At 46.0% G+C, this 21,569-nt stretch carries 16 protein-coding genes; 6 read left to right on the forward strand and 10 right to left on the reverse strand.

Going from position 1 to position 21,569, the window contains the following annotated elements; all coding sequences use genetic code 11:
* Positions 1-974: protein kinase domain-containing protein (locus QUA42_RS09720; protein WP_333137107.1), on the reverse strand; the 974-nt coding region annotated here is incomplete at its 3' end.
* Between the two features lie 856 nt (positions 975-1,830).
* Positions 1,831-6,699, reverse strand: coding sequence for a CHAT domain-containing protein (locus tag QUA42_RS09725; RefSeq protein ID WP_333137108.1), 4,869 nt, complete (start codon positions 6,697-6,699; stop codon positions 1,831-1,833).
* A 134-nt stretch (positions 6,700-6,833) separates the two neighbouring features.
* Here QUA42_RS09725 and QUA42_RS09730 point away from each other — a divergent pair, with 134 nt between their 5' ends.
* Together QUA42_RS09730 and QUA42_RS09735 are read left to right on the forward strand one after the other, a co-directional pair.
* Positions 6,834-7,073 carry a hypothetical protein gene (locus tag QUA42_RS09730; RefSeq protein WP_333137109.1) on the forward strand — a complete coding sequence of 80 codons (240 nt, stop codon included), beginning with the start codon at positions 6,834-6,836 and terminating at the stop codon, positions 7,071-7,073.
* Positions 7,074-7,127: 54 nt separating this feature from the next.
* Positions 7,128-7,322 (forward strand): hypothetical protein, encoded by a 195-nt coding sequence (locus tag QUA42_RS09735; protein ID WP_333137110.1) that lies wholly within the window; start codon positions 7,128-7,130, stop codon positions 7,320-7,322.
* Between the two features lie 105 nt (positions 7,323-7,427).
* On the opposite strand, the gene QUA42_RS09740 is transcribed toward QUA42_RS09735, so the two are convergent.
* Positions 7,428-7,718 carry a hypothetical protein gene (locus QUA42_RS09740; RefSeq protein WP_333137111.1) on the reverse strand — a complete coding sequence of 97 codons (291 nt, stop codon included), beginning with the start codon at positions 7,716-7,718 and terminating at the stop codon, positions 7,428-7,430.
* Between the two features lie 220 nt (positions 7,719-7,938).
* Between QUA42_RS09740 and QUA42_RS09745 the strand changes: the two genes are divergently transcribed.
* On the forward strand, positions 7,939-9,480 hold the full coding sequence (locus QUA42_RS09745) for a nucleoside transporter C-terminal domain-containing protein (protein WP_333137112.1): 1,542 nt from the start codon (positions 7,939-7,941) through the stop codon (positions 9,478-9,480).
* Positions 9,481-9,700: 220 nt separating this feature from the next.
* Positions 9,701-10,306 carry a DUF3318 domain-containing protein gene (locus tag QUA42_RS09750; protein ID WP_333137113.1) on the forward strand — a complete coding sequence of 202 codons (606 nt, stop codon included), beginning with the start codon at positions 9,701-9,703 and terminating at the stop codon, positions 10,304-10,306.
* An 85-nt stretch (positions 10,307-10,391) separates the two neighbouring features.
* On the opposite strand, the gene QUA42_RS09755 is transcribed toward QUA42_RS09750, so the two are convergent.
* The 5 genes from QUA42_RS09755 to QUA42_RS09775 form a co-directional block, all read right to left on the reverse strand.
* Positions 10,392-11,483, reverse strand: coding sequence for a hypothetical protein (locus tag QUA42_RS09755; protein WP_333137114.1), 1,092 nt, complete (start codon positions 11,481-11,483; stop codon positions 10,392-10,394).
* The gene (locus QUA42_RS09760) at positions 11,483-13,534 is read right to left on the reverse strand and encodes an NACHT domain-containing protein (protein ID WP_333137115.1); all 2,052 of its coding nucleotides are present in this window, start codon (positions 13,532-13,534) and stop codon (positions 11,483-11,485) included. Before QUA42_RS09760 ends, QUA42_RS09755 begins: the two co-directional genes overlap by 1 nt.
* Positions 13,535-13,628: 94 nt before the next feature.
* Positions 13,629-13,847: a hypothetical protein gene (locus tag QUA42_RS09765; protein WP_333137116.1), complete on the reverse strand. Its 219-nt coding sequence runs from the start codon at positions 13,845-13,847 to the stop codon at positions 13,629-13,631.
* Positions 13,813-15,603, reverse strand: coding sequence for a glycosyltransferase family 39 protein (locus QUA42_RS09770; protein WP_333137117.1), 1,791 nt, complete (start codon positions 15,601-15,603; stop codon positions 13,813-13,815). The genes QUA42_RS09765 and QUA42_RS09770 overlap by 35 nt, the downstream gene beginning before the upstream one ends.
* A gap of 113 nt (positions 15,604-15,716) precedes the next feature.
* Entirely contained in the window at positions 15,717-16,934 is a 1,218-nt protein-coding gene (locus QUA42_RS09775) for a glycosyltransferase (RefSeq protein WP_333137118.1), read from the reverse strand.
* 140 nt (positions 16,935-17,074) lie between these two features.
* Between QUA42_RS09775 and cofH the strand changes: the two genes are divergently transcribed.
* Positions 17,075-18,232: a 7,8-didemethyl-8-hydroxy-5-deazariboflavin synthase subunit CofH gene (gene cofH / locus QUA42_RS09780; RefSeq protein ID WP_333137119.1), complete on the forward strand. Its 1,158-nt coding sequence runs from the start codon at positions 17,075-17,077 to the stop codon at positions 18,230-18,232.
* 72 nt (positions 18,233-18,304) lie between these two features.
* Positions 18,305-18,463 carry an SUMF1/EgtB/PvdO family nonheme iron enzyme gene (locus QUA42_RS09785; protein ID WP_333137120.1) on the forward strand — a complete coding sequence of 53 codons (159 nt, stop codon included), beginning with the start codon at positions 18,305-18,307 and terminating at the stop codon, positions 18,461-18,463.
* 12 nt (positions 18,464-18,475) lie between these two features.
* Here the strand turns inward: QUA42_RS09785 and QUA42_RS09790 are convergent, their stop codons facing one another.
* Positions 18,476-19,852 carry a DUF4041 domain-containing protein gene (locus tag QUA42_RS09790; protein WP_333137121.1) on the reverse strand — a complete coding sequence of 459 codons (1,377 nt, stop codon included), beginning with the start codon at positions 19,850-19,852 and terminating at the stop codon, positions 18,476-18,478.
* Positions 19,853-20,244: 392 nt separating this feature from the next.
* Entirely contained in the window at positions 20,245-21,483 is a 1,239-nt protein-coding gene (locus tag QUA42_RS09795; protein ID WP_333137122.1) for an LL-diaminopimelate aminotransferase, read from the reverse strand.
* Between the last annotated feature and the right edge of the window lie 86 nt (positions 21,484-21,569).

The raw sequence follows: 21,569 nt of genomic DNA on the forward strand, positions 1-21,569 counted from the left end.
AGCATCATTTCGGTGCTGCCCCTGCTGACTCGCTCAAAGGCTGCTAATAAGGTTTCAACTTCTGTTTCTCTCCCGTAGAGTTTTTGAGGTATTTGAAACTTATCTGTAATATCTTTTTGTGCGATGGCAAAATCTGCAATTCCTCCCGTAGTTTTTAATTGTTCTAGGCATTCTTCTAAGTCAGCGATAATTCCCCAAGAGCTTTGATATCTGGCTTCAGCGGTTTTCGCTAATAGCTTCATCACAATATTAGAAACAGCTTTAGGAATTTCTAGATTGATTTGGTGGGGCGGTACTGCTTGTTTGGCAATGTGACAGTGGATTAATTCCATTGCATCGCTGTAATCCCAGGGCAATTGCCGGGTTAGCAGTTCATAAAAAGTGACTCCTAATGAGTAAAAATCAGTGCGGTAGTCTATCGCCCGGTTCATTCTACCTGTTTGTTCGGGCGATATATAGCTAAGAGTGCCTTCTAAAACATTAGGATTTTTCAGGCTAGGATTTTCGCGTTTTAAAACAGTAGAGATGCCAAAATCTATAATTTGAACTCGCCCTGTGCTTGAGTTAATAATAATATTGCTGGGATTGATATCTTTATGAATAATTTTATGTCGATGAATTTCCCCTAAAGCCCTGGTTATTTTAATAGATATTAATAAAAAATCTTCTAATGTAAGTTGATGAGAGGCCAACAAGAGCTTTAATGAGTCTCCACCACAATCCTCGAAAATGATAGCCAAACTGTTATGGTATCTGTCTAAGCTGTAGGTTTTAGGCACACTTTCTAGGTTAAGATTGTGTGTAATTTCGTATTCCTGCTTGTATCTGACTAACGAAGCTGGCATCGGATAATCTTGTTTGAGAAATTTGATAATTACCGGTTTGTTGTCTTGCTTTCTCAGTCCTCGGTAAACTAAAGAATTACTACTTTCATGGATTTGGTTGGTAATGTCGTAGCCCGGTAAGTTAATCATTCTTACATCCTATTGTGAGTATTAATACTCAATTATTTTTTTAGAAATTGTTAATTAATTAAGTAGATGTATCCTCTAATACATAATAGTATCCGCAACTTTAAGAAAAACTTAAGTTTCAACAGAAAAGTTATTTTTTATTAACATTTCTTAAAAATAAGACGGCTAAAAATTCCGGTCAGGAGTACCATCGCTCCACAGTTTCCTGCAAAATCCCGCAAAACAGAGTGAAGTGCGCTCGCAGTTGAGCTTCCTAGGAGATTTTGGCGTTGCAGAATTATAGTATGAATAGGTGGAATCACCATGCAATGAAAGCCAGTGAAAATCAACCCACAGCCGTAAAAACCGTAATAAAAAAGGCAAACAGAAGCACATTTGTGTCAAATCTGGTTGTCAATTTATCGCTGATTATGAATCCCACGCCTGGTTACAGTGATACTGTGAAACCCGAAGGTATAAAAATATATGTCACTGGTAGGAATTCTCGGACTATTAACGAATCAAGGGAGTTCATCAAATCACCCTAATAACTTGGGTAAGACTTGTGGGAAAACTCCGAGCCGATGCTTATCACCCCGAGGTCATTTCAGAAGTCGATGAGCTCGATGAATTACAGCCTTATGTGAAAAAAAACATAAAATCTACCTACGGACACCGGTTGACCACTTTCGTTCAGGAATTTTAGAAAGGGTATTGGGATATCATAGTTCCGAGACATTTGATAGCGTTTCCGGTTGCATCGGAAACGATATAAGTCCTAAATACGTTACCTAAAATTTCAGGATGTTTCAGTTACTGCACTATTGATATCTTGATTCAGCAACGCCTCTTTTTCCTTCTTCCTTCAACATCTCCATTACCAAGGATTGCCAATCATTGTAAAGGCGGCCCAATAATAAGGATGCGAAAGCACTCGATCGCCCCGCGCCGCAATTTCTGGAGGCAAAATTAGACCCCCAGAAAGCCCTTCGGATCGCAACATCCCGTCTTGAATCCGCACGCGCCCCCGCAGCATCTCCAATTGCGCGCGCCGCAAAGCCTCCGCTTTAATCATCAAATTGCCACCGCGTCTGGGGGCCCGCAACTGCCGATAAAATTCAGTCATCAGCCCCAAAGTCCCATCATCGCTGACTTCCCACAAACTCGCTAAAGCGGATCTAGCACCGCTAGCTACCGCCAAACCCGCAAACCCCAACTCCGCCTCTTCGTCGCCCAAAGCGGTACTGCACGCGCTTAAAACTAACAGATTCACCGGCGGTTCATTCCACCGCAACTGTGCCATTTGATCGATACGTAATTTAGTATCCCACAACTGAATGTAAGAATTTTTCGGTTCACCGGGCTGGAATTCGCTGTGAGTTGCTAAGTGAATGATTCCAAAAGGCTGATTTGCCCGCTGAGCTTGCAAATTTCCGAGAGTAAAATCTTGATTCAAAAATGATTTTCCTTCACTTGGCGGCGCGATCGACTCTAACTCCACCGGTACCGCCGGCAACGGCGCTTTATCTTCAAATACCGACGCCCCCATTGCCAAAACTTCATCATCCGCAATATTGTCGTAGCCAATATCAGTCAAACTCAGACTCGGCATCACGCTAAGACTGTATTGCTCAACTAAAAATTGTTTGCCATTGTGAAGAGCAGCAAAGGGCACACTCCGCAAACCTGCTGGCGGAATTACAATTAAATTGTCAATATTTAAAGCGGCCAATTCTGGGGCCATTGGCGCAATTAACCAGCGATAAAGTTTTTGAGCCGAATCCAAATAACTAATGCTGCTTCTTCTTCTGGGATTAGTTATTTCCGTTTGCAGGGCATCAGCCAATTGCAACACCTGCCACCGCGTTGTCGCCGGAACTACAACGCGCAGCGGTTGAGCGTTAGCTGTGACTAACACTAATTCTAAATGCTCCCCGTTAGGAACATCGGGAATTTCTTGGCTCTGTGGCGACAACCTCTGGGCCAACTTATCTTCTAAAGGGCGAGGGGGCCCGGAGGTGAGGTTTTTTCTCACAGGCAATAGATTAGATAAATCCCGACTTGCCACCAGCACTGAACCATTTTCTTTGGCTGCGGCTGCATCCGCTCTCCTGAGCCAATTCATATAAATGATTGCAGATTTGACCCCGGTAATTTGTTCGTTTTTGCGAAGAGTTTCGTAAATCACCGATAGATTAGTAATCGGCTTTCTTGGGGGTAAGTCCAGATATTTTTCGTACTCGCGAGTAAAGGTTTGTTCAAATTCTAAAACTCCCGAACCTGCCGCATCTAATCTGCGAGAAGGAGCGAAAATATCCTGGCTCATTGGGGAATTTCTGTCTCGATTGGGCGATCGCAATTCTACTTGCAAAGATGCAGGAAATGACAGCTCCGGATCAGGATTTACGGACTCTAGAGGCGGTGCGGGAATTGGTGCGGGAATTGGTGCGGGAATGGGTTCGGGAATTGGTGCGGGAATTGGTTCGGGGCTTGGTGCAGGAGTAGAGGGCGGACCCGGCGTAACTAGGGAAATCTGATTGGGTAAACTTCCTTGCGTGTAAGTTTGTCCAAAAGAAAAAGTGGGCAAAATGGCGTTTCCCCCGCCAGCATTAATGCTTCCCCGGGTTCCATTGTCGATCGCGTCGCCAACTACAAACGGTCGATCGATACCGCCTCCGTGGCGAATTGCGATCCTCCCCGCCCCCGCACCTCCGGTAGTAGAAATACTGGAAATATTGCCCGATATATCATCGTTGAAAACATTGTTCGATCGAAACAAACCGAGGGTGCTCACATCAACGCTGCCGCCAGTACTACCAGTGCCGCCTCTAGCGTTGATAAAGCCCAACTGAATGTCACCAGTCGCGTTCAGGGAGACGCCCCCGCCGTTGCCGTTTGAAGTGCCGCTGGAGTTGATATCTAGAGCGGAAATCCCCGCCTTCGAGGTGACAGCAATATTTCCGCCGATCGCCCCCGAAGCGTTCAAAGCTCCCGCAGTTAAAGGGCCGGCATTGCTTTGGATAGCGATCGCGCCTCCTGTTCCCGCTGATGACGAGTCGATCGCACCTGCAGCAACAGTATTTCCCTCAACCCGAATCCTGCCACCGTTCGAGGTAATATTGCCAGTCCGAACCTCGCCGCTTCCTTGCACATTCACGCTGCCGCCATCCGTCCTTAAATTACCCTCTAAGAGGACATTTTCTGCCTTGATATCGGCTCCCAAAGCGGCCGTGCTGTCCCCCCCGAAGGTAACAGAATCTCGCGCGTTAAGACTCAAACTGCGCGCTGTAATTGTGGAAGCAGCCGTCACGCTAGCAGCGTCAGCCGAGAGCAGGCCCAACCTCTGAGTTTGACCGACTAGGCCGCCAAAAGTAATGTTGCCGCCAGCGCGCAGCGTCAAATTATTAGCCCGGCCCGGCGTGCTGTCGAGGGTATTGGCAAAAGCGATATTGCCGGTAGTGGTGGTTAGGGCGACATTGCGATCGACTGTGACGTTACTATTGAAATTCATGTCGCCAGATGTCGCAATATTGCCCGAAACCTCGGTACTACCGGCGTTGACAGTCAAACTCGCCAGCGGTGCAGCTTGACCCACTGTACCGCCGAACAGCACTCGCTGAGCGTCTAGTCTCAGGGCGCGAGATCCGTCTAGGCTACCGGAGAACAGAATGTTGCCGGTAGCTTCCGTGCTCAAAGCCACGTCAGCATTGAGGGATGCGTTTCCTGTAAAAGTGAGATCGCCGCCGGATGTGGCAATGTTGGCGTTGAGATCAGTTTGGGGCGCGTCGAGAGTCAAGCTAGCGCTGCCGCTTGTTCTTAGGGGATTGTCGATCGCGATCGAGCTGCCTTGAAGTGTCAGCGGGCTGTTGAAAGTAATGGGTGCGACGATCGCGATCGACGAGCTGCTACCGTTTTCGCGCCCGATCGCGATCGATCCGAAATCCCCCGCCAAAGCGCCGAGATCCGTTGCCGTCAAGTCCAAAATGCCCAAAATATCGCCGGTGCCACCGAGCCGAATTGCTCGGCTATCATTGGGTTGCAAGCGAATTGTTCCCCCCGCACTGCTGACAGAATTGCTGCCACCTCTCAAGTCAATGCCGTTAGCAGTGATAGCGATATTGCCACTGTTAGCATTGAGTCCGCCCAGAGAGATGCTGCTGGCAAAAATGTTGATGTTGCCACCTTGAGTCTCGATTAAATCGTTGGGGTCATTGACAACAAACACTCCGCCCGAGCTAAATGTTACGGTGTCTCCCGTTCTCGCTTGCAGGGAAAGTTTGTTATCGGGCAAGTCTTGGAGGGTGATGTAGCCCGGGGTTTCTAGAACCACGTTGCTGCCGGCCGCCATCTGTTCCAACTGCACTTCTGAGATCGATGTTTCATTGGGTTCTGGTGCCGCTTCGAGTCCGCCACCGGTCGATGGCGCGCTGGTGTCGCCGTTACCGCTGACGATCGTAATATTTGCCGGATCTAGCAACAAATTGCCGATCGCACCGTTAGTCGCGCGGGTATCGACCTCTCCTTGGAAAGTTAAAGCATTTTTGCCGGAAACTTCGACTCTGCCGCCGTTACCTGCGGCGATGCCCCCGCGAGCACTAATATTGCCGAAGAAGCGAGTTATATTGTCTGACCAAATTACCGCAGTGCCGCCATTGCCGCGGTCGATCGCGTTTGCTGCGATCGTAGAATCAGGACTAACATAAGTTACCTGGGCATTTGGCACTGGTTCCATCCCCCGGAAACCGCCTCCGACACGCACAGTACCTCCGCCGTCCGTCCCGGAAGCATCGATATTTGCGCCGAAGAGTCCGACTTTTTCCCCTAAAATATTGACTGTGCCACCAGCATTCCCAGAAAAGCCAAATACATTTACAGAACCGGAGACGATCGCACTTCCGGGAACTGTCGGCACTGTTTGGCCGCCAGTTAGTACCAATTCACCTTGTTCGTTAGTCGTTAAACCTGTGGCTGACGCTACGCCGGGGCCCGTCAGCAACTGAGGCAAAGAAACCGGGGCGATCGCCAATTTTTCAGACTGCAAAGACGGAGTAATTTCTAAACTCAATAAGTTACCCGTTTGACTGATGCGGACTGCATTTTGTCCCGGAACAGCAGCCACAGTAATTTGACCGCCTGGAGCGGATAATTGTCCTGTATTAATAACGGTGCCACCGAGCAAAGTTAAACTTTGCCCGCTGCCAACTGCCAAGTTTCCCGCATTGACAATTGCCCCAGATTGTGAGTTATTAAAATTAAATTGATTAGGATTCCCCAGTAAAGCTTTGTAATCATTAATTCCGGCAGAATTGAACCAGCGCTCGCCGAAACCAATACCTGTAGCAGTTGTCGCGAAAAAAGACCCCGGCACGTTTAATCTAGCATTTTGACCGAAGATAATTCCCGCCGGATTCATTAAAAATAAATTTGAGGTGCCGCCGCTTACAGAAATCAGACCGTTAATTACGGAAACATTGTCGCCGGAAATCCGCCCTAAAATATTTTGAATGTTTGGATTAGTTAGAAAATTAGCAATTTGACCTTCGCTGAGATTAAATTGGCTGAAGCTGTGAAACAGATTTGCCCCGTTTCCTGACAGTTGTCCGCCACTAATGTCTGTGCGGTTTTGCTCGGAGTTAACAACAGTATTAGTGCCGTCATTGGCCGGAACGACAGATTGCGATCGAACTGCTAGCGGTAGCAGCCAAAAACCTAATGTCAAAATTAGAGCAGAACGAAAATAGGTCATTGGAGGAAGCTATTAGTCATTAGTCATTAGTTCTTAGTCATTAGTCATTAGCCGGAAGGAAGAGGGAATTCAAAAAAGCCAATTCTCCATTACCAATTTTAATCTCTTATCGTTTTGATTTTTTTTGAGCTGTAATGTTCCGCCAGAGTGCCAATAAACTTAAAAAGGTCGATCAAACACCGCCACCGCCGGGGCGAATCGACTTTGCAGGCACAGGGGATCAGTCGATCGCACTCCAAAACCACCCGTTCCCAGAATGTCGGAAATTTAAGGCAAATTTTGTATTTATCTGTCGCCAGTGTATTGACAAAATCCCCCCAGAGTCCTATGATTGGAGCACTGATGGGGTGGGACAGCAAAAACCCACACCATAACTGGCTCCTCTAATAAAGTTAAAAACAAAATATTGATGCTTTTAGAGACCAACCATGCAAACTCCAGCTTTCCCATTTCTAACTGAACAAATAGTAGAACGGATATTTTCGTCAGGCGAACTGACTCGCGATGACAGACACCGAATTCAGTCAATGCTCTTAAATGAGTCGATTGGTGATAATGAATTGAGCTTAATTGAAAGAGTCATGGAAGGCGTAGTCAAGGGAATACTTGATGTGATGAATTAGTTGATAACTGGCGCTAACATATCTAAATGTAGGGTGCGCCTAGGCGCACCTTAGCCTAATTTTAAATAAAATCGAAAATCGAAAATCGAAAATTCTGTCACCGTTCTAAAAATCATCATCCGGGCCGTCATCCGGGCTGTCATCCGAACTCTGATCGCGACGCACAAGTTCAGAAGGAGGCCTATCGTTACTCCAGGCCCACCACACGTCGCCGCACTGGCAGCGGTAAAATTCTTGCCACTTGCGGCGGTTGAACTCGGTGTATACTGGCGATCGGCGATTAATCCAGACCTCAGTGGCATCCGTGCAGCTAGCGCCACACTTGGGGCAGCAAAACTCATTAGCGTGAACCGCCGTCGCAGTCCATTCAGGAGGATGTGGAGCAAAAGCTTCCATGTGTTAGAGTTTCTATCTAAACTGCTGGTAATTACGGCAAATCAAGGGTTGCTAAAGATCCGCAGAGTTCGGAATGACCTAAGCAATGACATAAGTACGCTTTTGAGTGCGTAATTCATCTGCCCCCTATTTTTTTTAGCATTTGCCGTCAGATGAATAGTATAACTGATGTGGTGCAAGCCGTCGATCGGCATTCTTAAGTATTTCAAGGACTAGGCTCATGTCTATCTACAATCTTATCTCGTTTCTGGGCATTTTTGGCTTATGTGCGATCGCCTGGGTTTTCTCAGAAAATCGCAAAGTTCAGTATATACCTTGGCGCGTCATCATCTGGGGCATTGGCCTGCAATTAGTCTTAGGATTTTTAGTATTCCTGTTCCCCCCAACTCGCATCGCCTTAGAATGGTTTACTGGCTTACTGGATGGAGTATTCACCGCTGCTGACGCTGGAGCGAGATTTGTATTCGGGAGCAATGTTGTACCCATACCTGGTAAAGAGCCGGCAGTTAATTTAGGTTATATTTTTGCCTTTCGAGCTTTACCGACAGTTATCTTTTTTTCTGGCCTCATGGCATTGCTATACAACATCGGCGTGATTCAAATTATCACCGAACTTTTTGCCAAAATCTTTTATATGACAATGCGGTTGAGCGGCGCAGAAGCCCTCAGCGGCGCTGCTAATATTTTCGTAGGAATTGAAGCGGCAATTGTTGTCAAGCCTTATTTGCCTAAAATGACTCGTTCGGAACTTTGTGCAATCCTCTCTTGCTGTTTTGGGACGGCCGCTTCTTCAACTTTAGCAATTTATGTTAGTTTTCTCAAGCCAGTTTTTCCAAATATTTTAGGACACTTAGTTTCCGCTTCAATTATCGCCATTCCCGCTTGTTTTGTTCTCTCCAAAATCTTAGTACCTGAAACAGGCGTGCCCCTGACAATGGGCGGCATTCCCAAGGAAGAACGGAAGCCTAAAGGTCGCGAATTTGTGGGCGAAGAAATTGCCGAAAATGACGGTGATATCCGCCAACAAGAGACAGTGGGCGGAGAACCCATCGAACGAGTCAGCCCTTTGGATGCCGCGATAATTGGTGCATTGGACGGTGTAAAAATGGCAGTGGCAATTGCCGCTGTTTTGATTTTAATCTTAGGCTTAGTTTCCTTAATTAATCAATTCTTTGGTTGGCTGGCAATTTTGCCCGGCCCAATTGGTGACTTGTTCAAAGTTGTCACCTTAGCCAACATTATGGGAGTCTTATTTTATCCCCTGACGCTATTAACAGGAGTTCCATTAGAGGACTCTTGGCAAGCGTCAGTAATTATCGGTCGCAGGTTGTTAGAAACGGCGATTCCTCCCTATCAAACTCTAGCAGAAGCGGGGGCAAAAGGACTGGTGAGCGATCGTACAGTTTTAATTGTCAGTTACGCCCTTTCCGGCTTCGCCCACTTAGCCTCCGTCGGCATATTTGTCGGCGGCACAATCGCCCTAATTCCATCCCGCCGCAAAGACATTTCCGAACTCGGTTGGAAAGCATTATTTGTCGGCACCTTAGCGACAATGATGATCGCTTGCATCGCCGGCACCTTCGACACCGGAGACGCCAGCATTTTAGGCGCTAAGACAGCCCCTGCTGCCCCGCTAACAGCGCCTGATTCTCCAAAATCACCGACATCCCCAACCGTGAATTCAAAGCCGTCAGTTGCCCCAGCGATTGTCAGTCCGAAGCCTTCGCCGAAGAGTGAAAAAGCAACTCCGAAAGCTCAATAATCTCCCAAATCTGACTCTAAGAAAAGCCCTTAAATGAGCTACGGGACAAGGACACGGCAATGCCGTGTCCCTACAGGTTAGACTCAAATTGCAAGCATTCCCAAACTATCTAAAAATTATCTGCGTTTATCTGCGTTTATCTGCCTTAAATCTGCGGTTGACATATTAATCAAAATTTTCTGCAATAGATCTAATTACCAATAAGCAATTCCCAAAAAATATGAATCCAGATCCAGAAATTCGCCGCCTGTTAGATGTGATGCCAGCTTCCGGTCGCATGACTTGTAAAATTATTAATAAGCCCCAACAATCAACGGTAATTGACTGCGATTTTCCTTTGCCTTGGAATCAATCTCGCCCGATTTATATTAATTTTGATTTGTGGCGGCTGCTATCTAAGCCACAGCGGGATTTACTGCTATTGCGGAATGTCAGTTTTCTGTGCAATTTTAAGTGGTTTAAACCGGATATTTATCAAGGTGCGGCTCTGGCGGGAATTGTCGGGACTGTTGTAGAATTGTGGCAGGGAGATGCGATCGGCACTGCGATCGCGGGCGGTTTGACGGGACTCGCCATGACTCGAATTTGGCGCGACAACCGCAGTGCCCAAGTAGAGTTAGATGCTGACGAAGGAGCGATTAGAGTAGCGGGAAGGCGTGGTTACAACGAAGCGGAAGCGGCCGGACATTTGCTTGGGGCGATCGAGGCTGTGGCGCAAATTGAAGGGCGCAGTTTGGATTTTAACGAGTTGATTCGGTGTCAAAACTTAAAGGCGATATCGGGCATTTCGGCTGTGGGCGTGCCCGATAGTGTCAGGCAAGATTAGAAAATAGTATTTCACAAACAATCCTGTGTTCCGCAGCCAAAGGACACAACAGTGTTGTGTCCCTACTATCCAGGCGCTATATCTGCTACTCAACTCTTTCCCTGACAATCCGAATACTCTCCCATGCTGGTATTCGACCCGCTTGTCGCTCATCTAGTAATACTAAGTAAACATAAAGTGGGTATATTTCATTGAGCTTCTCTAAATACTTACGGCTAATAGCTTCACTTTCTTGACGGCTTAACTTAATTGTATTGAGCGCCGTTTTATTTTTGGATATTCCCTCATAAGCTGCTGACAAGAAATGATAGATAACAATAATAGGAAGCAGAGGGAAGTACAAAAGTAGGAAATAACTGGCTTTGCCAGCTTCAATTGCTTCAATTTTGCCGTTGAGGACGCGGTAGAGGTCGCGGTAGAGGTCGCGGTAGAGGTCGTGGTTCAGGACACGGTTGAGGTCGCGGTTGAGGACGCGGTTGAGGTCGCGGTTGAGGTCGAGGTTGAGGTCGCGATTGAGGTTGAGGTGGCGGTTGAGGTCGAGGTTGAGGTGGCGGTAGAAGTCGCGGTTGAGGATGCGGTTGAGGACGCGGTTGAGGTCGCGGTTGAGGTCGCGGTCGAAGTCGCGGTTGAGGTCGCGGTTGAGGTCAAGGTAGAGGTCGAGGTAGAGGTCGCGGTCGAGGTCGCGGTTGAGGTCAAGGTAGAGGGCGAGGTTCAGGTCGCGCTTCAGGTCGCGGTTGAGGTCGAAGTTGAGGTCGCGGTTGAGGTCGCGGTCGAGGTCGCGGTTGAGAACCAAAACCTCAGCTAATTTCTGTTTCCAAGTTTGCTGCTGTCCTGTTTCTATTCCTGCAAGGATTCGCTGTTCTCCATCAAAACACCAGCATCCTACTTGTGGTTCTGTAACTGGATATTCCTCTACTTCAGCTAAAGTGGGCAGTCTGTACTTAAGTCCCAATCCAGATTGTTGCTGATTTAACCATTCACAAAACTCCTCAGCATCACTAGAACGTAATCCAGTAATTGTTTTTTTTGCATCTCCTGGCGGAAATCTGTAACTTGTCCAATGGTCAGGTTGGCGATGTTCAGCCGTTTTCAGCTTCTCATCAATAAAAAGCTGATATTCGGCGCAGGTGATGTAACTCATGTCAATTTCGACATTCTCATCAATTCGTAACAGCATTATTTCAGTCGCCTCGATAACTGTACCTGTGCTGCTAATTTGGCAATTTCTGGGTCTGTCGAGTTCAAACCTTGTTCTAAAATTTGCTCCAGTTGTTGCCGAACGTCTGGATTTACACTCAACCCCTCATCCCAGCAATCATAAGCGAGTGCCATTACCTCAACAGATGGAGATGGCATTGCCAAAACTGTCCGAATCAGATTGCTAGCATTACCCTGCGCTGCATAAAGACGGATAGTTTCAGCCCACCAAGATTGGTGAATATTTGCGATCAACAAATTCTCTTGGTTCGATTCCTTGATCTGAATGGCTGCTAAATATTCCTGGAAACTCAAGTGAGCAAATTCATAAACCCCTACTTCTTTTTCCACTAACAACCCACTCACATCCCGAACTTGCTGGATAAAATTCTCTGGATTCTTACCGCTACCAGCTACCTCTGCCAGCTTGTCTGTAATCCAATCTATTCCATCGGATAGATGGAAATCACGAGTTTTCTGCTGCATTAATTCAAATGCCAGCACTTGCAGAACAGATTGCTTTTGCGTCGCTGTTAGCACATCCGCAATATTTTTAGCTATTTGTCGCCTTTCTAGTAAAACCTGGCAAATTTCTCTGTAAAGTTCTACCCGTTTTCCTGGCAAGGCACTACCGCGACGGTGAACTGTGGCAATCATTGTTAGCAGTAAAGGATTCACCGCCATGTCCGCCAGAGGTTTGCTATTTTTAATCCGCTTAATTAAATCATCAGCTTGTTGTTTAGCCTCTGCCCGCACTCCCGCATCACCTTGTCCAGCGCGACTCATCACCTCTGTTTCCAAATACCAGCTACGAATAAAATCTTGCATCTGTTTCAAGCTAAATGGTTGCACTTCTAAGACAGTCACATCTTGTTGCAAGCGCGCAGTTTTATAGCCAAAAGGTCGAGAGGTTAAGATAAAAGCCGTGTCCGGGTATGCCTCCATCTGTGCGTCTACCCAACGACTTACTTGCTGGCGCTGGGTTTCATCTGCCACTTCATCCAATCCATCTAACATTACCAAACATTGGTTTTGACGTATTTTTTCGGCAAACCAGTTAGGCGGTGGATTCTCCAGTTGATATTTTTGCTGCTGCTGCTGTACCTGCTGAGTAATTAAGTCTGCCAGAGTCAGTTGATTATTATTCACAATTTCCTGACGCACATCTCGGAGATACAACAATATCGGAATCAGTTTCGGCGCTTTCGGATGCACTTTCCGCTGTTGCTTTGTGGCATAAGTCTGCGTTAAATATCTCAAAAGGGTAGTTTTCCCGGAACCGGGTGCGCCCAAAACTGCCATGCGCCGAAAGGCCGGATTCTTATCTATTGCTGCTAAAAAATTCCAAATTTGTGTTTGATTTGAGTTATTTCTTTCATCCTTGAGTGGCTGAATCATTTTGGGGCTTGTATTCGCTGCTTCTTTTGCAACAATTTTGAGCGGCACAAATACCTTTTGCAACTTCAGGGTTCTGTCTCTATCCAATCCCTGTGTTTGATAGTCTCGACAGATATAAGTCAAACCCTTGTAATATTCCTGCTGAAAAGGTGAGGTAAAATTTTCGATTTTATTCCAAATCCAGTCTGCCAAACTATCTGCAACTTGCTGTCTCTTTGCCCTAAACTTCGGTGTAAGTTGGTTAGTAACTGGGATGAGAAACTTGATGGCATGGATAAACAACATCAAAATTACAGTCACAACCAAAGCCCAAAATGCTGCTGTCCATTCGCCTCTCAGTATGAAATACAACATTACCGCCAGTCCCAAACCGGGCGGCAACCATACCAACCTCTTCTGCCATTGTCTCGGTAAAAGCAGTACAGGCGGGAGCACAGTCCCCAAACCAAACAGAATGAGAGATGTATAAAAAACTGCTGAGTTGAATTCGGCGGGTACGTGGTTCCCCTTCAAGAGTGCGAAAAGGATGCCACCTCCCAGCAGGGGTAAAAAACCAACAAGCCAATTTTGATTTGCAGGCGTTGCCGTCGGCGGAGACTGACTGGATATAGCACCGAGGATAAAAAGTGCCAATAGACACCCTACTGTCAGTATGATTATGATAGGGTCTTCAATTTTTAAGTCCTGTTTACCGGGCAGTTGGTTGATCAGCCAACCCAAGAAACCATTACTGAGTATCAATAGCAATGGTAGCAGCCAATTTTGGATAAATCTGGACATAAGCGATCGCATTTAAAAGCCTGTTGTTTCCCAGTTTAGGCGATCGTAGCGATCGATCGTTATCAGGAAGGTTCGCTAACGTACTTATTTTAATCGAAGCGCGATCGACCCCTCCATCACCTAAGACTGACCTATAAGCTAGAACAATGATAAACTTGATATTCATACCCGTCCACCGCAGGCAACTCGCGCGATTCAACCTGACATTTTTGTGCTTCTAGATTGACAGGTGCGCGAAAATTAACCAGCCACAAATCAAGCGGACGTTCTAATTGACTGAGTGTTTTGTCAAGTGTCCCTGCCGCTATTTCCTGCCCATCCCTTCTTTTATTAGCCAAAAGAAATAGCGGAGAATCAAAGGCTTTAACTTCTTCTTTCTTCCTAACAGCCGTTACATCCGTTACATCCCCTACAAAATCCGTTGCCGAACTTCTTTCCCATTCCCACCCTATCCCCATCAACTCTCCTATTTCTACATGAGTCTTTTGAGTAGTGGCAATTAACACGGGAACTTTCGATACTTCGCGGATAATCGGAATTAAAAGGTCTGGTTTGTAATATTTGCGATAGCCGAGATTGGAATTTACTGTGACACCGCTAAAAAAACCCATTGCTAAAATTAGCACCACTGCTTTTTTGCCCGGAACTTCGATCGCCCGTAAATTAAACCATTGACTTTTTACTTTAGGTGTGTTAAATATAACCGCCAAGGTTGCTCCTAAAAGCAATATCACCCCCGGAAAGTAGACGAAATTGTATCGAGCCCCGCGAGTTAGGTCAATCCCTAAAATATATGCAAAGCTGAAAAATAGGAAAATTGATCCTATGACAAATCCGCCGAAAATAACAGTACCTAAACGACTATCGGGCGTTGTTAAGGACTTTTTAAGAGCGCTAAACAGGATGGGAAGCACCAATATAAAAAATATTGTCATTGCGATGACCGATGCAACTACTACTGCCAAATTTGGCGATTCCACCGGCAGCAGAGATATGACAGTGATCCATCCAGCTAAAGCTTGAAAAATCGGATTAATCAAATTTAAAAATGTGCGATCGCTGCTGACAATCCAATTAGTTAGTTCGCTGCCGTATTTATTTGACAAAAATACCGGCAGCCAAACTAAACCGCCAGCCAAAGTGCCGATCGCTACTGCGAAAAGTCGCCACAGGATTTGAAATTGCCAAATATTAGGCTGCTGGCTGTTTGAAATTGGTAACTTTCCATTAAACTCCTGCCAGATTACAGCCATTAATGCTATTGCTTCGGCACACAAAGTCAGTGTAAAAAAGTAGTGAACCGCAATTCCCAAACAGTTAACAACTACCCAAAGCAGCACCGCCCAAATAGGCAGGGGAGCGCGCTGTTGCAGTTTTTTGGCAGCTAATACGAGGCAAAAAAGAGAGGCAATAACTAATAATATTCCTAAAGTGTAATGGCGAGCTTCTTGAGCGAGATAAATGCCGTAGGGAGATACTGCCATCATCGCGGCAGCACATTGACCGACTAAACGGGAACTAAAAGCAAACGTTCCCAAAAAGTAGATACCTGGAACTGAAATCACGCCCAATAATGCAGGAAGAGCTCGCCCAATCCAAACTAAACTATCCTCTGAAGGCGCAAACAGTCGCATCCACGAGTGAGCGAGCATAAAATATACTGGTGGATGATTGCTTTCTAGCAGCAAATGGTTTTGGACATCTGCTATGCCAGCACCGAGACGGAATTGCAGGGGTTGTAATAATGTAGAAAGGTCGATCGCGCGATCGATCGGCACACCGCGAAAACTGTTGCCCAAACTAAACACTAGAGTGGAAAACTCATCTGTCCACAGCGGTTTCGAGTCCAAATTGGCAAAGCGCAAAATACAGGCGATCGCCGTCCACAGAAATAGCAACAACAGTTGTTTGTTCTTAATCATTAATTCATTCATCTCAAGGCAGTTGGCAGTTGGCTGTTGTCAGTTGTCAGTTGGGAGTTTTTAGTTGTCAGTGCCAATAACCACTCACAACTAACGAATAGCCAAACTAACAACTATTTTTGAACGTCCGTCACCCGCCAACTCAGCTTCATATTGATCCAGAAGTTCCACAGAGTCACAGTTGCGATCGCAATCAACTTAGCCAAATACTCGTTTACCTTAAAAACATTGAACAGCACATTCACCAGCAGCACATTCATAATCAAGCCAATTAAACAAATCACATTAAATTTCAACAGCCGTTTCAAGCGCTGGCGCTTTCCAGGCTGTTGCTTAGAAATATCACCAAAAGTCCACAAATCGTTCCACAAAAAATTATTGATAATTGCCACTTCAGCAGAAAAGATTGCACTGCGAGTCAGCCCCAAACCGAGGACAGTCCGCAGCAGGTAAAAAACTCCCATATCCACAAAAACGCCGCTGAAACCAACCACGCCAAACCGCAGGAATCGGCCCATCGGCCAGCGGGCAAACCGCAACCGAAGCAAATGTCGCAAATACTCAATATACTGTTTCCAGGTAACTTTGCTCTCCCCTTCTTGCCGCTCCTGAAACACGTAACCAACTTCTCCAATCCAGCGGATGTCGCCCCTGCCGAGCACTTCAATCAATATTTTGTAACCAGCAGGATTCATGGTTTTGCCGGCTATGCAAGTGCGGCGCACCATAAAATAGCCACTCATCGGATCGGAAACTCGGCCCACCACTCCCGGCAGGATAACCAACCCCACGGTTTGAGCGCCTCGCGATAAAAATCGCCTGACAACGCTCCAGTCGCTCACCCCGCCCTCGCCCACGTGACGACTGGCAGCAGCTAAATCTGCTCCCCGCTGAATTTCTGCTAAAAGCTGCAATAGCGTCTCCGGGGGATGCTGCAAGTCGGCATCGATGACGCCCAAAACCTCGCCCCGAGCGACCTGCCACCCGCGAATCACCGCTGTGGAAAGTCCGCGCTCGTGTTCCCGACGCATCACCCACAATTGCGGATATTCCGGTGTCAGGGACAGGGCGACTTCCCAGGTGCGATCGGGGCTGTTGTCATCGACTACAATTAATTCGTAGTTGCCAGGAATACTGCCATCAAGCAAGTGGCTCAATTTTTCCACAATACTCTTGACATTCTTGCACTCGTTGTAGGTGGGAATGACGAGGGAAAAATAAATTGGCGGTGTGTCGGCCTCTGTAAAATTTGAATTGAAAGTCTCTATAGCAGGAATTCGCAAAAGCCCAGACGGCACTGGCAAGAGGTGATTTGCTTGGTTGAGGCCCATAATTTCATTTCGCAAAAAATAAAGGATGGTTTTGTAAGACTTGAGATTGTAAAATATCGTTCCTCCATAATTGATTCGTTAAAATATAAAAACGCCTTAATTCTAGTCAGTAATTCTGTAATTGAGTTAAAAATAAAACTGTGGATGCAATTCTCGATCGAGCTTTACAAGGTTATAACATCTCTTCTGCAGAGGCATTGGTACTTTTGCAGCAAACAGAGCCAGACGCGCGAGCTTCTATTCAAACAACCGCTGACTTGCTCCGCCGCCGACAATCAGGGGATACTGTCACCTACGTTATCAATCGAAATATTAATTTTACTAACATTTGCGAGCAGCATTGCAGTTTTTGTGCATTTCGCCGCGACGAGGGAGATGAGGGCGCTTTTTGGTTAGATGCAGCTCAAATTCAGGAAAAGGCAACTGATGCAGTGCAGCGGGGTGCAACGGAAATTTGTATGCAGGGCGGCTTAAATCTTCAAGCTAAGCTGAACGGCGCATCTTTGCCTTATTATCTGCAATTGGTGAAAACTATTAAGGATAAATTTCCTCAGTTGCACTTGCACGCTTTTTCACCTCAAGAAATAGAGTTTATTGCCAGAGAAGATAATCTTAGTTTCAGCTATGTAATTTCGGCTTTGCGGGATGCGGGAGTTGGTTCGATGCCGGGAACCGCTGCGGAAGTTCTCGACGATTCTGTGCGACGGGTGATTTGCCCGGAAAAACTAAATTCGGCAACTTGGCTGGAAATTGTGGGAACTGCTCACAGTCTGGGTTTGCCGACAACGAGTACGATGCTTTGCGGGCATATTGAGACTGCAGAACAGCAGGTTTTGCATTTAGAAAAAGTGCGATCGCTCCAACAAACTGCGATCGACCAAGACTATCCAGCACGCATCACAGAATTTATTTTACTACCATTTGTCGGGCAAGAAGCACCGGCTCCTTTGCGGAGTCGAGTCGGCCGCGACCAACCAATTTTAGCAGATACATTGTTACTCACCGCAGTATCGAGAATCTTCTTAGGAAATTTGATTTCCAATCACCAACCCAGTTGGGTAAAATTAGGTTTAGATGGAGCTACAGAAGCGCTGAAATGGGGCTGCAACGACATCGGCGGTACATTGATGGAAGAGCACATTACAACGATGGCCGGTGCGGTTGGCGGCAGTTGTCAATCTGTCGAAGATTTGCAAAATGCAATTAGTTCTTTGGGGCGGGGTTATCAGCAAAGAGATACAATTTATCGACCTTTAGGGGTTGACAATTTAGCAGTAATAGGTATTAGCAGAAAATGATCGATCGCCTTTCCCAAAAAATAGGACGCGAGTATCGTCTATCACCAGGTACCCACAAATGGAAGTGCATGGTTGACTGAAAGTAACAATAATTTACGGGTGTTGCGAGGCGGATATTGGTTAAATGCTCCCAGAGATTGCCGCTCAACGTATAGTTACAACTGGGATTCAGACGATCGAGTCAACCATTTGGGTTTTCGGATAGTTTGTCCTATTGTGTGGAGTTCATAGCCTGTGAACTGCTTATTCGTCTGCGTCGGACTCTTCCTCTTCCCATGTCGGTGTATAATTTGAGTCTGGAGGCTGAGTTTCACCTAGTTCTATAGCTAGCGTTTTTCGATACTGTTCTGCTTCAGCAACCTTGGTAAATTTAATTTCCGCTTTTTTTAGAGTTTTAGTTTGTTCCGCAATTTTTTCAAGTGCCGAGGTGATTTCATCTAATGTCACCTTGAAAAACTCCTTGCGTTGGTTAACTTTGTTGACGCTTTTATCTCGAAAATATTGATGCAATAAATTCTCAGTTTCTGGAACATTTTCAGAAAAAATCATTGCATGAATGTCAAATGGAAATGGAACAGACGCTCCACTTAATTCTTTAACGCGATCGTCGGGTTCAAGCCTTCGCGTCATCCCAATTTTATAAACATTTTCTCCAAAAGAACCAATATTTGAAATGACGTAGATATATCCTGCTTTAGTCACCTGAGCGCGAGAAATCGCTCTTGTTTGACTGGCAAGAGCCTCTTGAAGTTGTTGATTTATTTCTTGAAGTTTTCGCTCTAATTGTTCTCTCTGTTGACCTGTAGCTTGTTCGATTTCTCGGCGAGCTCTTTCTAAAGCTTGTTCCCGACGTTTGACTTCTTGTTCCGCATCTTTTCTCGCTTTTTCTATCTCCCGGCGTTCTTTTTCTTCTTCGCGCATTTGCTCTCTAATTCTCCGCTGTTCTTCAGCTTCCTCCTGTTTTTTCTCCATAAACTCATGAGTCAAATATAGTTCTTCTAGTTTGAGAGCGCGATAACTAGGCATGATTTGACAGCGATTAGTTTCTGAAAGCTTATTCAAGGTTTCAAAAGCTTTGTTAATCCTGGTTTCTAATTTATTGGCATTGTTATATTTAACCTGAAGAATTGCAGCATCGCACTCGCCATTAAATGCTCTCAGTATTAGCGTTAGAAAGTCATCGGTCATTTTCTTACCTTTTTTCTGGCTGCCCTCTACTACCCAGGGTACATGACAGATAGCCGCCGTCTTATCTTTGAGCATTTTACTTTGTTGAGCTCTAATTTGGTCAAGTCGGCGCTTGTATTCCTCAGAACTGCCAAAGTTATACTGTGATTTATAAAAACCAAAATATTGAACAGATTCGGATTCTTCAACCTCACTGAGTTTTTGCTGGAGGTTTCTAATTTTAGCCTTTAGTTTTTTTTGCTCGCTGGCAAGCTGGTCGAGTTCCCCTTGTTTGAGATTTATGTTAGAATCTAATTGCTTTTCAAAGTCCTCTTTGGAAAAAAGCGAATCATATTTACGTAAAAGCTTTTTATGTTTGGCTAGTTTAAGTTGCGTGTATGTCAATGCAGCAGCCAGAACTAATGCTGATATTGCAAGGAGTGTAGACAACATATGACCAGGCCTGTCTAAGTGAATAATTTCTTAATATAACTGCAAGATTGTCAATTAGGCAAATTGCCCGAAATTGAAATCTATCGCCATTAGCATATATTCATCCGCATCAAGTGAAGTTTGGAACAATGAGCCGATCGCACTTTCCAAAACTCACATCTTTTACTATTGTCATAAACAGCTTTTCCGACCTGTTCCACAACATATTAAATTAATGCTTTTTCGCGCTTTTCCGGCAGTCTGCCAGGGGTTGAAACCCATGTCTCAAAGCGAAAGTCCTCGCTAGGAGGACTGAAGAACTCATTAGTCCTCATAGCGAGGACTTTCGCTATTAGCCAGGGAATTCATTCCCTGGCGGACTGACAGACTTTCGGTTTAAGCACAAAATGAAATTAAACCTTAAACTTCTCCACAATCCGTCTCATCGCTTCTTCCACATTCTCCCGACTATTAAACGCCGAAATGCGGAAATAACCCTCACCCGCCGCACCAAAACCAGAACCGGGTGTTCCCACCACATTGCAAGTTTCCAGTAACTTCTGAAAGAAATCCCAACTCGACAAACCGTGAGGCGTTTTTACCCACACATAAGGTGCATTTTCGCCACCAAAAACCTGGATTCCCGCCGCTGTCAATTTCTCGCGAATTATCTTCGCATTTTCCATGTAAAAATTGACTAAAGCCTGAATTTGTGCCTTGCCAGCCTCAGAATAAACCGCCTCAGCACCGCGCTGCACGATGTAAGAAACTCCGTTAAATTTAGTAGATTGGCGGCGGTTCCACAACTTCCAAATTTCGACATCGGAACCATCTGCTGCTTTTCCAGTCAAAGTCTTCGGTACAACTGTTAACGCACAGCGAGTACCGGTAAAACCAGCATTTTTGGAAAAAGAACGAAATTCGATCGCACAATCCCGCGCCCCTTCAATTTCGTAGATAGAATGCGGTAAACTCGGATCGGTAATATACGCTTCGTAAGCCGCATCGAAGAAAATAATCGAACCGTTAGCTTTAGCATAATTTACCCAAGCTTGCAAGTGTTCCTTGGTTGCAGTTGCCCCCGTCGGGTTATTCGGGAAACACAAGTAAATTAAATCGACTTTTTTGTCGGTGGGAATTTGGGCAGTAAAATTGTTTTCCGCTGTAATTGGCAGGTAAACTAAGCCGCCGTATTCGCCATTTTCGTTCGCATCTCCCGTGTGTCCGGCCATCACGTTAGTGTCTACATACACCGGATAAACTGGATCTGTAACTGCGATCGTGTTATTGTTGCCAAAGATATCGAGAATGTTGCCGCAATCGCACTTAGAACCATCAGAAATAAAGATTTCCGAAGCATCAACATCGCATCCCCGCGACTTAAAATCGTGCTCGGCAATTTTCTCCCGCAGCCACTCATAACCTTGTTCCGGGCCGTATCCTTTAAAGGTATCCCGCGAGCCCATATCTTCCACCGCCTTCACCATCGCCTCCCGACAAGCAGCCGGTAGGGGTTCCGTCACGTCGCCAATCCCCAGCCGAATGATGGGCGCTTCGGGATTCGCCTCCGCATAGGCTTTCACCCTGCGCCCAATTTCGGGAAACAGGTAGCCGGCTTTGAGTTTGAGGTAGTTGTCGTTGATAGTTGCCATAGTTCGATCGCTACAAATGTCGTAGAATAGCTTACTCCCAATTGTCTCTCTCCAGAAGCAGGAAGTTCGGCAACCGATGCTGTAAG

This window comes from Microcoleus sp. Pol11C2, assembly GCF_036701505.1.
Taxonomy (GTDB): domain Bacteria; phylum Cyanobacteriota; class Cyanobacteriia; order Cyanobacteriales; family Microcoleaceae; genus Microcoleus.

Bases quoted from the DNA above. Each gene is read 5' to 3' on its own strand.
- QUA42_RS09735 (WP_333137110.1), top strand. From the start codon at position 7,128: ATGCAAACTCCAGCTTTCCCATTTCTAACTGAACAAATAGTAGAACGG.
- QUA42_RS09740 (WP_333137111.1), bottom strand. From the start codon at position 7,718: ATGGAAGCTTTTGCTCCACATCCTCCTGAATGGACTGCGACGGCGGTT.
- QUA42_RS09745 (WP_333137112.1), top strand. From the start codon at position 7,939: ATGTCTATCTACAATCTTATCTCGTTTCTGGGCATTTTTGGCTTATGT.
- QUA42_RS09755 (WP_333137114.1), bottom strand. From the start codon at position 11,483: ATGCTGTTACGAATTGATGAGAATGTCGAAATTGACATGAGTTACATC.
- QUA42_RS09730 (WP_333137109.1), top strand. From the start codon at position 6,834: ATGTTCCGCCAGAGTGCCAATAAACTTAAAAAGGTCGATCAAACACCG.
- QUA42_RS09770 (WP_333137117.1), bottom strand. From the start codon at position 15,603: ATGATTAAGAACAAACAACTGTTGTTGCTATTTCTGTGGACGGCGATC.
- QUA42_RS09775 (WP_333137118.1), bottom strand. From the start codon at position 16,934: ATGGGCCTCAACCAAGCAAATCACCTCTTGCCAGTGCCGTCTGGGCTT.
- QUA42_RS09750 (WP_333137113.1), top strand. From the start codon at position 9,701: ATGAATCCAGATCCAGAAATTCGCCGCCTGTTAGATGTGATGCCAGCT.
- QUA42_RS09790 (WP_333137121.1), bottom strand. From the start codon at position 19,852: ATGTTGTCTACACTCCTTGCAATATCAGCATTAGTTCTGGCTGCTGCA.
- QUA42_RS09795 (WP_333137122.1), bottom strand. From the start codon at position 21,483: ATGGCAACTATCAACGACAACTACCTCAAACTCAAAGCCGGCTACCTG.
- QUA42_RS09725 (WP_333137108.1), bottom strand. From the start codon at position 6,699: ATGACCTATTTTCGTTCTGCTCTAATTTTGACATTAGGTTTTTGGCTG.
- QUA42_RS09765 (WP_333137116.1), bottom strand. From the start codon at position 13,847: ATGAATATCAAGTTTATCATTGTTCTAGCTTATAGGTCAGTCTTAGGT.